Genomic DNA, 18,463 nt, shown 5'->3' on the forward strand with positions numbered 1-18,463 from the left:
AATAAAAGTCCTTGATAAACTTTTTAACTTTAAGGCTAAAGTACATCTTTTATTTTTTCAGAACCTCTCTTGATATAACCAGTTTTTGAATTTCTGAGGTGCCTTCTCCTATGGTACATAATTTGGCATCTCTATAGAATTTTTCTACCGGATAATCTTTTGTAAAGCCATACCCGCCGAAAATCTGTACAGCTTCATTGGAAACGGAAACAGCAACTTCGGAGGCATAATATTTTGCCTGTGCTCCAGCAAGGGTAACCTTCTCTCCTCTATTTTTCAGGTCGGCTGCTTTGAAGGTAAGTAATCTTGCCGCTTCCACCTGAGTGGCCATATCGGCGAGTTTAAAAGAAATTCCTTGGAATTTACTGATAGGTTGATTGAATTGTTGTCTTTCTTTGGAATATTCTATAGAAGCTTCTAAGGCACCTTCAGCAATTCCCAATGATAGGGCTGCAATAGAAATTCTGCCTCCATCCAAGATTTTCATTGATTGTATAAAGCCTTCTCCTACTTCACCCAAAACCTGGCTTTCATGTATTTTGCAATCTTCAAAAATCATTTCAGCAGTTTCAGAAGCCCTCATACCTAGTTTATCTTCCTTTCTTCCACCTTTGAATCCAGGGGTTCCCTTTTCTACGATAAAGGCTGTCATCCCATGCGAATCCCCGATATCTCCAGTTCTCGCAATTACTACTGCCACATCTCCTGAATACCCATGGGTGATAAAGTTTTTGGCACCGTTAATTATATAATGTTCCCCATCTTTTATCGCAACTGTCCGCATATTTCCTGCATCCGAACCTGTATTGGGTTCTGTCAGCCCCCAAGCACCCAAAAATTCACAAGTAGCCAATTTTGGGATGTATTTCTTTTTTTGTTCTTCATTACCGAACATCATGATGTGCCCAGTGCAAAGAGAGTTATGCGCTGCCATGGAAAGTGAAATTGCAGGATCTAATTTGGCAAGCTCCGCAATTGCTGTCACGTATTCAAAATAGCCAAATCCTGACCCTCCATACTCATGTGGAACCAGTACGCCCATCAGTCCTAAATCTCCTAGTTTTTTAAACAAATCCAATGGGAAATGTTGCTGGTCGTCCCAATCTTTCCTGTATGGCGTTATTTCTTTTGCACCAAAATCGCGCACCATTTGAGCAATCATTGATTGATTCTCATTAAGCTCAAAATTCATCATATTATTGTATTTGGGTTTATTTTCTTTCAATTTACTAACATATTGTAAAACACAATGGTTTATGTGTGTCTGATATGTTCAACCGATTTTCCCGAATTTACTGCAAGAGCTTTGATTCTGTCCTGATCTTATTTTTTCTAACAGAATAAAAAGAGTACTTTTCTTAGGAAATCAGAATAAAAATTTTCGAAAAACAGTGGGTAGAATTTTGTAAGTGGTTACAGATTATGATAAAAACACATTTGTAAATTTGAATTCCTCTCCATTAAAGAGACCTTTATCGCTTAGTTTCAATTCAGGGATCACCAATAAAGCCATAAAGCTAAGGGACATGAAAGGAGACTGAAGCCTAGTACCCATTTCTTTTGCAAAAAGATCGATTTGGGTGTAAGCAGCAGCAACTTCATAACCATCCTTTTCCGACATGATTCCTCCAACGGGCAATGGAAGTATCATTTCCGAATTTTCATTTACAGCAGCTATACCTCCTTTTTCGGCAATGATAAGATTAACAGCCTTGCAAATGCTGGCATCGTCTACACCCACGGCAATAATATTGTGTGAGTCATGTCCTACAGAGGAAGCAATTGCCCCTGATTTCAGTCCAAAGTTTTTGATAAAACCAATTGAAGGTGCACTATCTTGGTACCTGTTGATGACAGAGATTTTCAAGATATCCTTTTCCAAGTTAGAGACGGCCATCCCCTTATTAATTTTGATTTCTCCTGAAGCTGCTGGAGTAATCAACTGGCCGTCTAAAACTTCGATTACTCTTACATTTCTTCCTCTGGCAACTAAAGAAAAATCAGCTTCTTTTTTTGCGCTTATTTGAAAATTATTGATGATTTTGTTGTGAATTGAGGAGATCAAACTTTTTCCACTTTCAGCAACTTTTTGTCCATCGATATAAGTAGCACGTACTTTAAAATTTTCAAGGTCATTTACAACAATAAAGTCAGCGGGATCGCCGATTCTCAGTTGGCCCACATCTAACCTGTAGTGATTTACAGGAGTAATGCATGCAGCTTCCAATACATCAAAGAGATTTTTCCCTTTGGCCAGTGCGCGCTTTACCATATCATCAATATGACTTAAAGCAAGGTTATCAGGGTGTTTATCATCTGAACAGAACATGACCATACCTGGATATTGGTCCAGGATATCAATGAGGGCATCAAAGTTTTTTGCGGCGCTACCTTCTCTTATGGCAATTTTCATCCCCAATGCTGCTTTATCCAAAGCCTCTTCCAGGCTGAAACACTCATGGTCAGTGCTAATTCCTGCACTCGCATATTTGGCGGCCATCTGTCCCTTTAAGCCTGGGGCATGCCCATCCACTGGTTTTCCATATTTTTTGGAGACGGCTATTTTTTCCATTACCTCAGGGTCACGGTTTACCGTACCCGGCCAATTCATCATTTCAGCCAAATAAACAATCTCTTCTCTTTTTAACAATTCATTGATGTCATTGGCGTTGATGATAGCGCCGGCAGTTTCAAATGGGGTAGCTGGGACACAGGATGGTGCACCAAAATAAAATTTAAATGGAACCTGTTGACCATTTTCAATCATATAGTCGACGCCTTGCATGCCACAGACATTCGCGATTTCATGAGGATCTGATATGGTAGCAACCGTACCATGACAAACAGCTAACTTTGCAAATTCTGAAGGTACCAACATAGAGGATTCTACATGAACGTGGGCATCAATAAATCCTGGTAAAATATAAGGCAGTTCGGGAGAGGGTTTGATCTTTCTGATTGAAACGATTTTCCCCCTAACTATTTCAATTTCTGCAGAAAAAATCGCCTTGTTGGGTATATCTACCAAATGCCCACAAAGTTTAAAGCCGCCCATAATTTTCTTTATTTTAAGATCGTAATTTTCAAATTTCAACATTAAATTGGATTACCCCTACTTATATAAGTATTACATATAATCCTGACAGAATTTAGATTTAAAACTACTATATTTGCGCCTATATTTAAAAAAGAGGACCTACTTTTAATTCATGCAAAAAATAGTCATTGCAATAGACGGATACTCAGGATGCGGGAAAAGTTCTACAGCCAAGGCAGTTGCCAATAAGCTTGGTTATACCTATATTGATTCTGGAGCTATGTACAGAGCAGCCACTTTATTTTTTTTGAATCAGGGAGTAGACTTGACAAATAAGGAAGAGTTGATTAGGCAAATTCAAAATTTGCAGATAAGCTTTAAAAAAAATCCTCATACTGGTAAACAGGAAACCTATCTCAATGGTATCAATGTAGAGGAGCCCATAAGGTCGATGGAAGTATCCAGCTTTGTCAGCGAGGTCAGTAAAATAAAAGAAGTCAGGGAAGAGCTGGTGTCCAGGCAGCAGCTAATGGGAGAGCAAAAAGGCGTCGTAATGGACGGTAGGGATATCGGTACGGTAGTTTTTCCTTATGCCGAGCTCAAAGTTTTCATGACCGCAGATCTTGAAATAAGAGCCAAGAGAAGGCAAAAAGAGCTTCAAGATAAGGGTCAAAAGGTAACTTTGGAGGATATCATTCGTAACCTTTCTGAAAGAGATGAAATTGATTCAAACAGAAAAGAGAGCCCATTATACAGGGCTTCTGATGCAATTGAAATAGATACTAGTTTTCTTGAATTTGAAGAACAGGTAAATCAAGTTGTTGATCTGGCCAAAGAAAAAATCGGCCATTATAATAAAACAATATGAAAGTAAGCATTGATAAGAATTCAGGCTATTGTTTTGGAGTAGAATTTGCCATCAAAATGGCGGAAGATGAAATGGCGGTTTCTGATAAATTGTATTGTCTAGGTGATATTGTGCATAATGATATGGAAGTCAGGCGTCTAAGTGAAAAAGGCCTGGTGGTTATTGACAGGGACCAGCTTCAGGAACTCAGTGACTGTAAGGTATTGATAAGGGCACATGGTGAACCACCGGAGACTTACAGGCTTGCCATCGAAAATAATATTGAGCTTATAGACGCTTCCTGTCCAGTTGTGCTCAAATTACAGCACAGGGTAAAGACTGCCTTCGATAAAATGGAAAAGGAACGTGGGCAAATAGTCATTTACGGGAAAAAAGGCCACGCAGAGGTGATTGGCCTGACTGGACAAACGTTGGAAAAGGCCATTGTAGTCATGGAAGATAAGGATTTGGATAAAATTGACTTTACCAGACCGGTTACCCTTTTTAGTCAGACCACAAAAAGTACCAGGGGTTTTTATGAGCTGAAAGAAAAGATTGAAGCCAGAATAAAAGCAGAGAAGGGCGAATTCAGTGAGTTTGACTTCAATGCCAATGATTCCATATGCCGTCAGGTTTCTAATAGGGAACCTCAACTTCAACGCTTTTCGCAGGAAAATGATGTCGTCGTCTTTGTGTCCGGTAAGAAAAGCTCCAACGGTAAAGCTTTATATCAAGTGTGCAAGAATGAAAATGAGCGCAGCTATTTCGTAGAGAATGAGGATGAAATAAATCCCGATTGGTTTAAACCCAACGATAGGGTTGGAATTTGTGGCGCCACTTCCACACCTATGTGGTTAATGGAGCAGGTAATGCATCATATAAATTCCCTAGAAGAAGGAACGGTTTTGGAGAACAATTGAAGGGAAGTTTCGTAAATGGGGAAAATGTCTGTGCTATTAAGCACAAATAATACCAAAATAATCTTCTAAAAATTGATCTAATTTATTAGATTTGGGGCGTTTTTCAAGAGACCATACAGTTCATAAAATCATATGTCAAAAACAATAAAGCTTAAGAAGGGATTCGATATTAAGCTCGTAGGCAAGGCTGAAAAGCAGCTTGGAGACTTCAAATCCGCCAAAACTTTTGCGTTAAAGCCAACCGATTTTATCGGGATGCAAAGACCAAAAGTAACAGTGAGTGAAGGGGATACAGTAAAAGCAGGAACTCCTATTATGTTTGATAAGGCCTTAGACTCCGTGCAATATGTAGCACCGGTTTCTGGAGAAATTGTCGAAGTCAAAAGAGGGGATAGAAGAAAACTGTTAGAGATCAAAATTCTTGCTGATAGCCAAATCAGTTATGAAAACTTTGATAAATTCTCACAGGATTCCTTACAATCATTGAATAGAGAGGATGCTATAACCCATATGTGTAAAAGCGGTGTATGGCCTCAACTCATTCAAAGGCCATACGGAATCATCGCCAATCCTGAGGATACTCCAAAAGCCATCTTTATTTCAGGGTTTGATTCTCATCCACTAGCGCCTGATTATGGGTTTTTATTGGAAGGAGAGGATGTTTACTTCCAAGCTGGAATTGACGTATTATCTAAGCTTAGCAGTGGTAAACTACATTTAAACGTTGATGGCTCTGTTCAGACCCCGTCCATCTTTGCGAATGCCAAGGGAGTTGTGCTGAATAAATTCAGTGGACCCCACCCTTCAGGCAATGTGGGTGTACAAATCCATCACCTAGATCCGATCAACAAAGGAGAAGTAGTATGGACTATCAATCCCTACGGTGTTGTGCAGATCGGGAAATTGTTCTTGGAGGGGAAATATGATGCATCCAAACGGATAGCTGTTACAGGATCAGAAGCCAAAAAGGCCGTTTACACGGAAACCTACATGGGGGCGTGTGTTGATACTTTAGTTGAAGGCAATACCAAGCAGGATCATATCCGTGTAGTTTCTGGCAATGTTCTGACGGGTGAAAGAATTAACAGGGATGGTTATTTAGGATATTTTCACCACCAAATCACAATACTTCCAGAAGGAGATCAGTACGAATTCTTGGGTTGGATGAAACCAACGGCCAGTAGGCTTAGTTATCATAGAGCATTGGGTTTACTTTCTTTCCTAAATCCCAAAAAAGAATTTGTCCTCGATACCAATACCAATGGTGAAGAGCGGGCATTTGTTCAAACAGGTGTTTTTGAAGATGTTACACCTATGGATATCCTTCCTGTTTACTTATTGAAAGCAATACTTGCTGAAGATTTTGATGAAATGGAGGAATTAGGGATTTATGAAGTGATAGAAGAGGATTTGGCGCTTTGTGAATTTGTAGACGTTTCAAAGCATCCTGTACAGGAAATTTTAAGAAAAGGAATAGATTTAATTCAATATAGTTAACGAATATGAAGTTTCTAAGAGATCTGTTGGACAAACAGAAACCCCTTTTTCAAAAAGGTGGGAAGTTGGAGAATCTTTACTATCTGTATGAGGCGGGAGAAACCTTCCTGTTCAAACCCAATCATACCGCAGGTATTAAAGGAGCTCAGGTGAAGGATGCTATTGATTTGAAAAGGATGATGATCACTGTGGTGATTGCTATGATTCCTTGTTTGTTGTTTGGTATTTACAATACCGGACACCAGCATTTTCTTGCTACAGGGCAGGCTGCTGGTTTGTGGGAAGACTTTGTGCCTAAGTTTTTACTTGGTTTACAATTAGTTCTGCCAATAGTCATTGTATCTTATGCAGCTGGGGGATTGGTAGAAGCAACATTTGCAGTCATCAGGAAACACCCTATCAACGAGGGCTTCTTGGTAACAGGAATGTTGATTCCTTTGGTTGTACCAGCTACTTTGCCACTTTGGCAAGTTGCATTGGCCACAGTTTTTGCGATAGTTATAGCAAAGGAAGTATTTGGAGGTACTGGAATGAATATTTTGAATGTGGCTATGACCGCCAGGGCATTCTTATATTTTGCTTATCCCGCTCAGATTTCAGGAGATCAGGTATGGACTTATATAGGAGAAAAAACACCTGTAGATGGATTTTCAGGAGCAACTGCACTTGCTGTCGCTTACAATGCGGGAGTGGAAGGAGAAAGTGTTACGACAGCATTGAATGGACATAACGCTTCCCTAGCTGATGGATTCTTTGGTTTTGCCAACCTTTTTATTGGATGGATTCCAGGATCGATCGGAGAAACTTCTACTTTGATGGCATTGATAGGTGCTGCTATTCTGATCGGTACGGGAGTGGCAAGCTGGAAGATCATTGCTAGTGGTTTTGGTGGCGCTTACATCATGGGTTTGGTAATGAACATGTTTGCAGTAAACGAATATATGGCCATGCCTCCGGAATATCATTTGGTTATCGGAGGACTTGCTTTTGGAGTTGTATTTATGGCAACGGATCCGGTTTCTGCATCACAGACCGAATTGGGTAAATGGATTTATGGATTTTTGATCGGTGTCTTAACGGTAATTATCAGGGTGACAAACCCTGCATATCCTGAAGGAATCATGCTTGCCGTTCTTTTCATGAATGTATTTGCTCCTTTGATTGATTTCTATGTAGTTAAAGCAAATAAAAACAGGAGGTTACAACGTGCAACAGTCTAACGCTTATATCATCACTTTCTCAATAATATTGACAGTAGTCTTAGGATTATTGCTTTCTGGTACTTCTCAGGTATTAGCACCGATACAAAAGAAGGCAGTGGAGCTTGATACCAAGAAACAAATTCTTGGAGCCGTTTTAGCAGCTTCTGATTTAAGGGCAATGAAACCTGATGAGATTTTGGATTACTACGAAAAAAGAATCACATCAAAAGTGGTGGACATAGATGGAAATCTGGTTGAAAAAGATGCTGATGGCAATGCGATCATTGCAGAAAATGTTAATGTCGCCAAGAATTATAAAATGGCACCTGAAAAAAGGTTATATCCCATGTTTATTTTTCATGAGGAAGGAAAACCAGATGCATCTGAAGCTTATATTGTTCAGGTTTATGGAGCAGGTCTTTGGGATGAAATTTGGGGCTTCCTGGCTCTGGACACTGACTTGAATACCATTGCAGGTGTAACTTTTGGCCATAAAGCTGAGACTCCTGGATTAGGTGCAAGAATCACTGAAAATGCTGTTCAGGACAGGTTCCGTGGTAAAAGAATATTTGATGATGAGGGTAATTTTCAATCCGTTGCCATGCAAAAAGGTGAGGGTAGAGATTATTCTGGTGAGGACCATAAAGTCGATGGTTTGTCAGGTGCAACGATTACTGCAAATGGTGTCAATGCAATGTTTAGAAACTATCTTCAGGCCTATAAGGCTTATTTGGATAAGTTGAAGGATTCCAAATCTGAGGAATCTTTAGCACTTAATTAATTGTGAAAATAAAAAATCTGGAATAATGAGTACAGAAACAGCACAGGCAGAAGTCAAAAAACCCGCAGAAGGGCTTCTGTCCAAGAGAAGAAAGGGTTTCATTACAGATCCTTTGGTAGATAATAATCCGATCACCATACAGGTACTTGGTATTTGTTCTGCCCTAGCGGTGACCACACAGTTACAGCCTACATTGGTCATGGCCATCTCCGTGATCTTCGTTATGGTAATGGCCAATTTGACAATCTCATTATTGAGGAATACCATTCCTTCGCGAGTGAGGATTATCGTTCAGCTTGCAGTGATTGCAACACTTGTTACTTTGGTAAATGAGGTACTAAAGGCCTTTGCATTTGATATGTATAAAGAGCTTTCAGTATTTGTTGGACTGATCATCACAAACTGTATTGTAATGGGTAGATTGGAAGCATTTGCTCTTGGTAATAAACCATATGATTCCGTTCTCGATGGGTTCGGATCTGCGCTTGGTTACTCTTGGATTATTTTAGCAGTTGCTTTCTTTAGAGAATTACTAGGATCTGGTTCGGTATTTGGCGTACCGGTATATGAAAGTATTTCCGGTTTGTTCGGGGGAGAGTTCAGTTTAGCAACCAATGGTTTAATGGTATCTCCCGTTGGGGCTTTTATCATTCTTGGATTGATTATTTGGGTGCAGCGTACCAAAACAGGTTATGTAGAACATAATTAAAAAATCATGGAATTAATCAACTTAGGAATAAAATCGATATTTATTGAAAACATGGTTTTCGCTTACTTTTTGGGAATGTGTTCCTTTTTGGCAGTTTCCAAGAAAGTAAGTACTGCACTTGGTTTGGGTACGGCGGTTATCTTTGTATTGACTGTTACGGTACCTACTAACTGGTTATTGAATGAATACATTTTGAAAGAAGGAGCCCTTTCTTGGTTAGGGGAGTCTATGGCCACTATTGATCTTTCTTTCTTAAGATTTATTATGTTCATAGCGATTATTGCAGCCATGGTACAGTTAGTTGAAATGATTGTAGAGAAATTTGCTCCGGCACTTTATGGTGCCTTGGGTATTTTCCTTCCATTGATTGCGGTAAACTGTGCTATTCTTGGAGGATCACTGTTCATGGCTACAAGAGATTATACCTTGGCTGAAGCCGGTGTTTATGGATTCGGTTCAGGCGTCGGATTTTTCCTGGCAATGGTTGCGCTCGCAGCTATCAGGGAAAAGCTAAAGTATTCGAATGTACCCAATGGGTTAAAAGGTTTGGGTATTACTATGTTATTAACCGGACTTATGGGTATTGCTTTTATGTCATTCATGGGAATTGATTTATAAATGCATGCCCTCTTAAAAAAGGAAGCCTTGAAGAATTTTCTTCAAGGCTTTCTTTTTGATTTTTAAATTAATCTTCCCATTTCCCAAATTTACCGGACTGGTAATCACGATAAGCTTGCATGATTTCCTCTTGGGTATTCATTACAAATGGACCTTGAGCTATCATTGGTTCGTTAAATGGCTTTGCATGTCCCAAAATAATTACAGCATCTTCTGTGGCTTCAAAAGCTAATTCGTCCCCATCATTATTGAATTCGATTAGATTTCTAAAAGGAATTTCTTCTCCTAAAATCTTCACTGCTCCTCGTACGATATAAAAAAAGATGTTTTCGGACGAAGAAACAGTTTTTATTATACTTGCATTCGCTTTCATGTGAACAGTACTCAAAAAGATGGGAAACAAGGTTTGAAAGGAGCCAATGTTCTGACCCCATTTTCCGGTAATCAATTGGACATTCACTTTGCCATCATCCATAGAAAACGCTGTGATTTCGTCCTTTTGTAATCCTATATACCTTGGTTCTGTCATTTTTAATTTGGCCGGTAGATTAATCCAGAGTTGAAGGATTTCAAGTGGACCGCCTTCTTTTTTGAATTTTCCCGAGGAAACTTCTGCGTGAATGAGCCCTTTTCCTGCGGTCATCCATTGTATACCGCCGGCTTCAATAACAGATTCATGTCCTCCTGAATCTTTATGCATGATATCTCCTTCAAGGATAAAAGTCACCGTTTCCATTCCTCTATGTGGATGGGGACCAAATGGAAGTCCATTATTATTGCTTGGATAATTTTGCAAGCCATGATGATTCAAGAAAATGAAGGGATCAATTTGCCTTAATTTTGGTGAAGGCATTGGGTTATATGTTATCAAATCCGCTATGGGATGATATTCTGCCTTGTGAATGGATTTAATAGTTCGCATATCTCAATTGTGTGTATATACATATAATTAAAAAAATCCCACTTTGGTTCCATTTGCTTAAAATTTAAACCAAAGTGAGATGATTTTCTAAACGCTGTAAAATGCTGTTACTTTTTCGAAAAGGTTGCGTTATTTTAGCCATGCAAGAGAAACTTCATCCGGAGCCTTCATTCTGTCTGCCAGTCTCATGTAGCGGTCGGATAAATTGGAAAGGTAATCTTGTGCTTTGGCTGCTACATCGGATAGTCCAGTAAGATTTTCAATTTTCCATTGTTTTACTAAATGTTCGATGATACGGGCATAATCCCAACCTGTATATACGCCGATTTTTTGGGTAATAGCTGAAAATTGGTCAAAGAGTGAAGGGTTATTTCCACCCTGCCCCATCAGGACTGCGGGCATCACAATCTGCTTGCGCATCATTTTTTCAAATGCCAAAATCGCTCCACTTGGATCTATTTCGAAAATCTGTGACATAAAGCTTTTGTAGGCTTTTTCATGTCTTGCCTCATCGCCTGCAATTGTTTTACATATTCTTGAGAGCACATCATCTCCAGCTTTATCTGCGAGTTTCCCTGTATTTACATGGGAAATTTTTGTTGCTCTTTCTTGGAAAGAGGTATAAATCATTGCCTGATAAGGATCTTTCTCAGATCTTGGATCAAATCCATTATAAATAAGTCTATGAATGGTCTGCTCTACTTTTTTCATATCAGCTCTTCCCGAGAGGTAAAGGTACTTGTTGAGTAAGTCACCATGTCGGTTTTCTTCGGCAGTCCAGGCTTTGGACCACTTTACCCAGCCTGAGTTACTTAAAAGGTTTCCTTCTACATTGATTCCTTCCAGCATATTGAAGTAGGTCTGGTAACTTGGTAGGGCCTCTTCGGTAATCATATTCCCAATGAGCGAAGTAATTATTGTATCTGGGATATTTGACGCCCTTTCTTGAAGTTTTTTAACTTCTTCAAAGGCATTTGGTAAGCCCATATCCGGTAAAAAATCCGAGGGTTGCCAACATTCATCCGGATCGACCAGGATGGTTTCTACAGCATGATTGACGAAGCCATCCAATTGGGAGATGACTTCCATGTTTTTCTCTAATTCGTAATTGATATTTTCTGATTTACTCATAATATTATATAGCCTTCGATTTCTTGGTTAATGATAATTACATTGAAAATTTCAGGTCATAGTACTGTAATCATATAAAGGTAGTGACAAATTATGGATATAACTCCTTAGAAACCCGATTTCTGATTTTGGTTTCTTCTTGGTTTTACTTTTTCAACACCCATAATTTTTGGTCAAAACCTTTTGGGGCTGTTTCTGCCAATCTTTTTCCTATTTTATCTAAATACATGGTATTGTACCTTAATCTGCTGATATAATTTGGAAGTTCAGGATCACCGTTCCAGCAATGTTCGGCCCTATCTCCGTACAAAACTTCCCCATTGTAGTAGGGATCACTTGTATTTTCTAAAAAGTCTTCTGTAAGATATACTGCGTTATTGAGGTAGTAATTATCCATATCTCCACAGTAGATGTGGATTTTCCCTTCTAATTTCCCTCCGATTTTTGACCAATCCCTTTCCATAATATGCCTCAGGTCATAATTTTCACGCCAATGTAATGCGACTTCTTTATTAATTTCTCCAGTGAATTTATCCCAAATGGGTTTGGGGTATCCATCAGTACCTACAGGAGAATACACTGCCTGCCAAATATCCCATTGATCTCCTGACCTGCTTTTGGTTCCGCCCAAGGCCAGCTCTTTATAATTCATGTCTCTCAACATTGAAGACACATGCCCCAAGTAATTCCTCTTTCCAACCCTTTCGGTATTCCTAAATGGGCCTTTAATGGAATAAGCGTTTTCGTCTTCATAAATATTGACAGTGGTATAAGCCCTGAAATCTATAGGATCTGGACAAGCAGCGAAGCAGGCATTATATTCGTCCGGATACATTACCTGCACGGCCAATGCTTCCCATCCTCCTGTAGATCCGCCATAGGTAAACCTGGCCCATCCTTCCCCAATACCTCTAAATTCCTGTTCTATATGAGGGATAAGCTCGTAGGTGATGGCATCTCCATAAGGTCCGATATTTTGAGAGTTAACCGCATAGCTATCGTCATAAAAAGGATTGGCGTGTTGAACTTGTATCACAATAAATTTTTGAAACTCTTGTGAAATCCACTTCAAATAAAAATCATATGCTTCCTGTTGTTGTATTTTGTTGTAACCGTAGATGTCAAATCTAGGGCTATATTCCTCCTCTAAATCCTCATCCGGTGGTATTGTTCTGAATCCATCGAAATCAGAAGGGAAATGTCCATGGTAAATCATGAGCGGATAATATTCATCAGGGTTGTTTTCAAAATCCCGTGGAAGCAGCACATGAGCCCCCAAATACATATCTCTGCCCCAGAATTCGGATAATAAGTCACTTTTTATTTTTATATGTTTGATGAACTCGGTGTCGTCTGGCTCGACTACAGGAGGGTTTATTTGGTCAATCTTTAATGAAAAATCTGATTTTCCATCCCAATAGATTTTCACTGGTTTGCTAAAAATATTCCCAGGTGTGCGATTCCATTGCCGTCCTTCCCATTGATCCATTGGCATTTTGATTCTGTATCCATCAGCCCTATCAAAAGTTTCATATTTTATCACATAAGCCTGTACCCAATATTCACCATTTGGGATATCCTCCCAAGAAGCTATTGGGTATCCAAATGCATTTAAATCAAATAAAAAGTCTTCACCTTCCCTATAATCCTCAAAATCCACTCCGATCACCTGTGCAGAAGTAGCATCATCGTTGATGGCAAATCTGGGTTCCGTCTTCTCATTGTGGTGAAAAATCAGCAGAAGCCTACCGTCCTTAAGTTCAGATTGAAATTCCGGTGCAAGGGATATGGTTATTTTGGGTGTTTGGTTTGACTGACAGCTAATGAGGAATAAGCTCGCTAAGAATATGATGAAGCGCATAGTTTTTTCTTTTGAAGATACTTAAAATCACAACGATAAGAAATTCCAATTTCTAATTTATTCAAATAAGCTCATGTATTTACAGCGAAAATTATTACCGTTCATAAATCTTAAAATGATTGAATTAGATGAAAGGGTTATTTTGTAATTCTAACAGGACAATTATGAAAAAAAACATTTACAGTATCCTAATTCTTGGCCTTCTTTTGGCCTGTCAACCAAATTCGGGAGATATTGATTATACTGCTCTTTCAGATGATGAAAGACTTGAAGTAGCTAAGGAACTTGCCCAAAATACAATAATTGTGGATGGGCATATGGATCTGCCTTTCCGAATGTACAATATGGGACACGATATGAGGGGAGAGGTTTTTGATTTTGTAAGCAAAAGTACTGAGGGAAATATCGATTATGTCAGGGCCAGGGAAGGAGGGGTAGATGCGCCCTTTATGGCCATTTATATACCTGCGTCCTATCAGGAAACAGGAGGAGCAAAAGGGCTTGCTGATACTTTAATTATGATGGTTGAAAGAATGGTTGATACTTGGCCTGACAAATTGGCCTTAGCCAGATCACCCGAGGATATTGAGAACAATTTCAAAAGCGGCATGCTATCCTTGCCCATGGGAATAGAAAATGCAGCAGCCATAGAAGATGACCTTTCCAATATTGAGTATTTTTATAACAGGGGTATAAGGTATATGACATTGACCCATGGCAAAGATAACCTTGTCGGAGACTCTTCCTATGACGATGCAGAGACGCACGGAGGTTTGAGTGATTTTGGTAAAGAAGTAGTTTTGGAAATGAACCGACTGGGAATGATTGTTGATGTTTCCCACATAACTGATAAAACTTTTTTTGATGTTGCCTTAATCTCCAAGGCTCCTATTGTAGCCACTCACAGTTCTGCGAGGAAATTTACTCCAGGTTTTGAGAGGAATGTTTCGGATGAAATAATTAAGAAAATAGCAGAAAAGGAAGGCATGGTGATGATAACGTTCGGAGGCAGTTTCTTAGATCAGGAATATTCAGATGCCAATGCAGCGATTCGGGCACATGTTCAGGAGTGGTTAAAGGAAAATAACCTTAGCTACAGAGACGAAGCGGCGCAAGCATATATAAGGGAATATGCTGCCGATAAGAAGCCAGTCGTCCATGTTTCCAAAGTGGTTGATCATATTGACCATGTGGTGAATTTAGTGGGGGTTGATTATGTAGGCCTCGGCTCTGATTTTGACGGAGTAGGTGATACTTTACCCGAAGGATTAAAGGACGCTTCTATGTATCCCAATATAATTGCCGAGTTATTGAAAAGGGGCTATGCTATAGAAGATATTGAGAAAATTTGCTACAAGAACTTCTTTAGGGTTTGGCAGCAAGTCAACGCTATTGCAGAAAATTGATGTATTAAATCTAGCATATGATTAAGCTTTCAGCTTGTTCTAGATGTTCGCTGCAGGAATTATGAAGTTTACAATCCAAGCCTATTCCTAATTAAAGTTTACGCAACAAAAAAGTGGAAAAGCCAAGACGGCAAAGTCTTGGTTTTTTAATGAACTAATTCTTTGAATTTGCTTTCTTTAGCGTATTGATAGTTTCCTTGATCAGTTTTTGGATTTTTTCAAAGGCCCTATAATTCTCATTTTGTTTTATTTCCTCAAAGCCTTCCACCGAGGCACAAGCATCTGCCAAATCATTAAAATCCAAATTAAGGGCAACTCCTTTCATAGCATGACAGGATTGCTTTACGGCCTTGAGGTCGTTATTTTCGAGGTTTGTTAATAATTCCTCCTGAATTTTTTCAATGTTTTGGAGGCTGACCTTTACCAATTCATGAAAAAATTTAGGATCGGAATTTTTGAATTCTTCCAATTTGGACAAAACTTTCTTTTCATCTCCTTTTTCTGAAATACCCAGATATTTATCCAGCATTCCCTGAATATCAGCCACTACTACAGGTTTGGATAAATAATTATCCATACCTACTTCCAGGCATCGGTCATATTCTCCTTTGACTGTACCCGCAGTCAATGCAACTATAGGTACTCTTTCACCATTTTGCTCGATATTTCTTATGGCAATAGTAGCTTCATAGCCACTCATTTCGGGCATTTGGATATCCATAAATATCATTGATGGAGCCTCTTCTTGAAACAAGGTTACCGCCTCTCTTCCATTTTTAGCTTCCAGTATTTTGGCTTTTGGGAGAAGATTTTTCACAATGGTTTTTGCCAAAAGCATATTTACCGGATTGTCATCTACCAACAATATTTTATTAAGGGTTTCTTCTTTGATTTGGGGTTGGGATTTTATGCTTTCTTTTTTCTTTATCGACGCATTTTCTTCTTCAGCATTTGCAATAGGTAAGGATATCAAGAATGAAAATGTACTGCCTTTTTCTAATGCGGTTTTAAGTTGAAGTTGGCTGTTCATCAACTGTAAAATTTTATTGCTTATGGTGAGTCCCAAGCCAGTGCCTCCATACTTTCTCGTGGTGGAATTATCTTCTTGAGCGAAAGCTTCGAAAATGATTTTTTCTTTTTCTTTAGAGATGCCAATACCTGTATCAGAAACGGCAATCTCCAAATTGATGCTTTTATTATCATTTGTCAATCCCCTACTTTTGATAAATAATGCTATGGTGCCTTCATGTGTGAATTTAGCCGCATTGCTTAGAAGGTTTATCAACACCTGCTTTAGTCTTGTTTTATCCACCAAAATATAATCTGGAATTTCACCACTTATGTTGAGTTCTAATTGGATATCTTTTCCTTCTAGGGAGGGTTCGATCAATTTAAGCGTTTCAGAAGCCAGTTTTTCCAAGTCAGTGGGGGTAGGACTCAGTTCAAGTTTTCCAGCTTCAATTTTTGAGAAATCCAGGACATCTGTAATTATTTCTAATAGGAGATTACCAGATTGAATAATGGATTTTATAAACTCTCTTTGTTGTGCATCTAAATTGGTTTTTAGCAAAAGGTCGGAAAAACCAATCACACCATTGAGCGGCGTTCTTATTTCATGACTCATATTTGCCAAAAATTCAGACTTTGCAACACTCGCCTCTTTGGCTTGTTGCATGGATACCCTTAGATTTTGCTCCATATTTTTCCGCTCAATGGCATTGGAAATACTTTCGGCAAATGATATCAATAAGGCGGTTTCTGCTTCGCTCCATTCTTTGTCTTTTTGGCAATCATCGAATCCTACAAATCCCCAAAATTTCTTCTCAACGAAGATTGGAATCAATAGTATTGATTTGATACCTTGGCTCTCTAATAGCCCCCTTAAACCTTCGTCTTCAATTTGGCTTACTACGTTGAAATACACCTCATTATCAAGGAGAAATTTCATGGATTCTCCAAAAACACTGATGGGAAGGTTCTGTAATTCAGGATTGTCAATTTCGGGGGGAACACCCAAAGCACTCCATTCGAATCGTTGGGAACTGTAGTAATAGCCCTCATCATCAATACTGTTCTCAAAGAGATATGCCCTGTCCGCTCCTGCTCCGTCTCCTAGGATAGTAATGGCCTTCTGTGTTGCTTTTCTGAAGTCGGCATTCGACAGTAATTCTTTTGTAGCGAAAGCAATGGAGGTGAGCATTTTTTCATTTCGAAGTAATGAGGTATTGATGCTCTGTAGTTTTTGCTCATTGGCGCGGATCCTTTCTTCTGCTTGTTTTTGGGGGCTAATGTCTCTAAAGAAGAGATATTGCGTGTTTTTAACATTGTCTTCGTCTCCTTGGGTGATTTTTTTTAAGAAGGCCATATAGTACCTCCCGTCTTTCTCAAGTGTAAACTCAATAAGTTTTTTTGGCGGAGTAGGCAGAAAAAGATCTGCCAGTTCAGGCCAGTTCAACTGAATTTGTTGGATGTTATTGAATTTTTTCTTTGGGAAAATGGAAGACAGTATTTTTTCACCGGTTTTATTCTGTGCGATAATTTCCCCACCCTCTTCGATGATCAAAATACCATCTGATAAGTTTTCAAAAATCGTCTTAAAAGCAATTGGATTGATCCTGAAAAGCCTGTATTTGAACAATGCCCAGAAGAAGAGGATTCCGCTTAATGCCAGAAAGAAAGGGACAGGGTCCAGTCCAAAGGGGTAGAATCCAAAAACCATGAGGATGTAAGCCAACCAGGGGATGAATGTTCCCAATAGCATAATCAAAACTTGTCCACGATAGATTGAGGGGACCGAAAAAAACATTCTGATTAATAAAATATTTGCAATTATTATCAAAACGGTATTGAAACCTGCGTACATCCAATGGAGAAAAGCGGGAGTTACCGAAACAGAAGAAAAATAGGTATTGTGCTTGGAAGAAATTTCTTTGTAGAAGAAATGGTGCAGATCATTGGTCAATGCCATGATTAGAAAAAAAGTTGCTATTCCAAACAACAGGTAAATCCAACTCCTTGTAATATAATTGGAGCGATCTGAATATTTTAGGACAAAGAGCAATAAAAAAGGAGTAATGAATACTCCTCCCAGAAATTCTAACTTATAAAAAAGCTTAATGGTTTGTGCATTGGCCCCTAACAATTCAACCCCATAAAAAAAAGAATAGAAAAAACAGGCAGTGACTAGATAAATGAAATAATTTTCACCCTGGACATGGGGTTTTTTAGTCGATAAAAGAATTAAAGTCAGGAATATGCCACTGGCTAAAAATACAGGGAGAGCGTATGGGTTATAAGCAAGCTGAAGGTCCATATTTAATAGGTTCACAAAGCAAATTAATATTTATCTTCTTAAATTAGAGGAAAATATATAGTAAAAATAGAAATATTAATTTCTCCAAGAAATTAAATTTTAATTTATTCAATACTACAGAATTAATGATTAAAAAATAAATAAACTAAAACCTTTTATTATGAAAAGTCTCCGATTTATTGCACTCATGTTTTTTATTTTTTCAACCTCAAATGTCCT

Annotated in this window: 14 protein-coding genes; 8 read left to right on the forward strand and 6 right to left on the reverse strand. The window is 38.7% G+C overall.

The genetic code is table 11. The features are described from left to right. Nucleotides 1–49 precede the first annotated feature (49 nt). Both QZT73_RS04670 and ade read right to left on the reverse strand, forming a co-directional pair. Nucleotides 50–1,192, reverse strand: a complete 1,143-nt coding sequence (locus QZT73_RS04670) for an acyl-CoA dehydrogenase family protein (RefSeq protein WP_291785644.1) — start codon at nucleotides 1,190–1,192, stop codon at nucleotides 50–52. A gap of 228 nt (nucleotides 1,193–1,420) precedes the next feature. Next, a complete protein-coding gene (gene ade / locus QZT73_RS04675) occupies nucleotides 1,421–3,055 on the reverse strand; it encodes an adenine deaminase (protein WP_291786866.1) in 1,635 nt (544 codons plus the stop codon). Between the two features lie 154 nt (nucleotides 3,056–3,209). Here ade and cmk point away from each other — a divergent pair, with 154 nt between their 5' ends. From cmk to nqrE, 7 genes are all read left to right on the forward strand, one after another. Continuing rightward, nucleotides 3,210–3,905 carry a (d)CMP kinase gene (gene cmk / locus QZT73_RS04680; protein WP_291786868.1) on the forward strand — a complete coding sequence of 232 codons (696 nt, stop codon included), beginning with the start codon at nucleotides 3,210–3,212 and terminating at the stop codon, nucleotides 3,903–3,905. Further along, nucleotides 3,902–4,804 carry a 4-hydroxy-3-methylbut-2-enyl diphosphate reductase gene (locus QZT73_RS04685; protein ID WP_291786871.1) on the forward strand — a complete coding sequence of 301 codons (903 nt, stop codon included), beginning with the start codon at nucleotides 3,902–3,904 and terminating at the stop codon, nucleotides 4,802–4,804. Before cmk ends, QZT73_RS04685 begins: the two co-directional genes overlap by 4 nt. Nucleotides 4,805–4,936: 132 nt before the next feature. Beyond that, on the forward strand, nucleotides 4,937–6,301 hold the full coding sequence (locus tag QZT73_RS04690; protein WP_291785631.1) for a Na(+)-translocating NADH-quinone reductase subunit A: 1,365 nt from the start codon (nucleotides 4,937–4,939) through the stop codon (nucleotides 6,299–6,301). A gap of 5 nt (nucleotides 6,302–6,306) precedes the next feature. Beyond that, entirely contained in the window at nucleotides 6,307–7,521 is a 1,215-nt protein-coding gene (locus QZT73_RS04695; protein ID WP_291786874.1) for an NADH:ubiquinone reductase (Na(+)-transporting) subunit B, read from the forward strand. Next, nucleotides 7,508–8,284 carry an NADH:ubiquinone reductase (Na(+)-transporting) subunit C gene (gene nqrC / locus QZT73_RS04700; RefSeq protein ID WP_291785635.1) on the forward strand — a complete coding sequence of 259 codons (777 nt, stop codon included), beginning with the start codon at nucleotides 7,508–7,510 and terminating at the stop codon, nucleotides 8,282–8,284. The genes QZT73_RS04695 and nqrC overlap by 14 nt, the downstream gene beginning before the upstream one ends. A 25-nt stretch (nucleotides 8,285–8,309) precedes the next feature. Further along, nucleotides 8,310–8,993: an NADH:ubiquinone reductase (Na(+)-transporting) subunit D gene (locus QZT73_RS04705; RefSeq protein ID WP_291785637.1), complete on the forward strand. Its 684-nt coding sequence runs from the start codon at nucleotides 8,310–8,312 to the stop codon at nucleotides 8,991–8,993. A gap of 6 nt (nucleotides 8,994–8,999) precedes the next feature. Next, nucleotides 9,000–9,611 carry an NADH:ubiquinone reductase (Na(+)-transporting) subunit E gene (nqrE, locus tag QZT73_RS04710; protein ID WP_291785638.1) on the forward strand — a complete coding sequence of 204 codons (612 nt, stop codon included), beginning with the start codon at nucleotides 9,000–9,002 and terminating at the stop codon, nucleotides 9,609–9,611. 67 nt (nucleotides 9,612–9,678) lie between these two features. On the opposite strand, the gene QZT73_RS04715 is transcribed toward nqrE, so the two are convergent. The 3 genes from QZT73_RS04715 to QZT73_RS04725 form a co-directional block, all read right to left on the reverse strand. After that, the gene (locus QZT73_RS04715) at nucleotides 9,679–10,533 is read right to left on the reverse strand and encodes a pirin family protein (protein ID WP_291785640.1); all 855 of its coding nucleotides are present in this window, start codon (nucleotides 10,531–10,533) and stop codon (nucleotides 9,679–9,681) included. A gap of 129 nt (nucleotides 10,534–10,662) precedes the next feature. Continuing rightward, entirely contained in the window at nucleotides 10,663–11,664 is a 1,002-nt protein-coding gene (locus QZT73_RS04720) for an acyl-ACP desaturase (protein ID WP_291785641.1), read from the reverse strand. Nucleotides 11,665–11,809: 145 nt separating this feature from the next. Next, nucleotides 11,810–13,525, reverse strand: coding sequence for a hypothetical protein (locus QZT73_RS04725; RefSeq protein ID WP_291785642.1), 1,716 nt, complete (start codon nucleotides 13,523–13,525; stop codon nucleotides 11,810–11,812). Nucleotides 13,526–13,689: 164 nt separating this feature from the next. On the opposite strand from QZT73_RS04725, the gene QZT73_RS04730 reads away from it, so the two are divergent. Beyond that, complete coding sequence (locus QZT73_RS04730; protein WP_291785643.1) at nucleotides 13,690–14,931, forward strand: dipeptidase; 1,242 nt, start codon at nucleotides 13,690–13,692, stop codon at nucleotides 14,929–14,931. 154 nt (nucleotides 14,932–15,085) lie between these two features. Here the strand turns inward: QZT73_RS04730 and QZT73_RS04735 are convergent, their stop codons facing one another. Then, nucleotides 15,086–18,244 (reverse strand): histidine kinase N-terminal 7TM domain-containing protein, encoded by a 3,159-nt coding sequence (locus tag QZT73_RS04735; protein WP_291786877.1) that lies wholly within the window; start codon nucleotides 18,242–18,244, stop codon nucleotides 15,086–15,088. Nucleotides 18,245–18,463: the final 219 nt, after the last annotated feature.

Source organism: Cecembia sp. (genome assembly GCF_007126775.1).
Lineage (GTDB): Bacteria > Bacteroidota > Bacteroidia > Cytophagales > Cyclobacteriaceae > Cecembia.

What these genes read in the sequence shown, in the direction of transcription:
- QZT73_RS04670 (WP_291785644.1), bottom strand. Translation starts at nt 1,192, where the DNA reads ATGAATTTTGAGCTTAATGAGAATCAATCAATGATTGCTCAAATGGTG.
- ade (WP_291786866.1), bottom strand. Translation starts at nt 3,055, where the DNA reads ATGGGCGGCTTTAAACTTTGTGGGCATTTGGTAGATATACCCAACAAG.
- cmk (WP_291786868.1), top strand. Translation starts at nt 3,210, where the DNA reads ATGCAAAAAATAGTCATTGCAATAGACGGATACTCAGGATGCGGGAAA.
- QZT73_RS04685 (WP_291786871.1), top strand. Translation starts at nt 3,902, where the DNA reads ATGAAAGTAAGCATTGATAAGAATTCAGGCTATTGTTTTGGAGTAGAA.
- QZT73_RS04690 (WP_291785631.1), top strand. Translation starts at nt 4,937, where the DNA reads ATGTCAAAAACAATAAAGCTTAAGAAGGGATTCGATATTAAGCTCGTA.
- QZT73_RS04695 (WP_291786874.1), top strand. Translation starts at nt 6,307, where the DNA reads ATGAAGTTTCTAAGAGATCTGTTGGACAAACAGAAACCCCTTTTTCAA.
- QZT73_RS04705 (WP_291785637.1), top strand. Translation starts at nt 8,310, where the DNA reads ATGAGTACAGAAACAGCACAGGCAGAAGTCAAAAAACCCGCAGAAGGG.
- nqrE (WP_291785638.1), top strand. Translation starts at nt 9,000, where the DNA reads ATGGAATTAATCAACTTAGGAATAAAATCGATATTTATTGAAAACATG.
- QZT73_RS04715 (WP_291785640.1), bottom strand. Translation starts at nt 10,533, where the DNA reads ATGCGAACTATTAAATCCATTCACAAGGCAGAATATCATCCCATAGCG.
- QZT73_RS04720 (WP_291785641.1), bottom strand. Translation starts at nt 11,664, where the DNA reads ATGAGTAAATCAGAAAATATCAATTACGAATTAGAGAAAAACATGGAA.
- QZT73_RS04725 (WP_291785642.1), bottom strand. Translation starts at nt 13,525, where the DNA reads ATGCGCTTCATCATATTCTTAGCGAGCTTATTCCTCATTAGCTGTCAG.
- QZT73_RS04730 (WP_291785643.1), top strand. Translation starts at nt 13,690, where the DNA reads ATGAAAAAAAACATTTACAGTATCCTAATTCTTGGCCTTCTTTTGGCC.
- QZT73_RS04735 (WP_291786877.1), bottom strand. Translation starts at nt 18,244, where the DNA reads ATGGACCTTCAGCTTGCTTATAACCCATACGCTCTCCCTGTATTTTTA.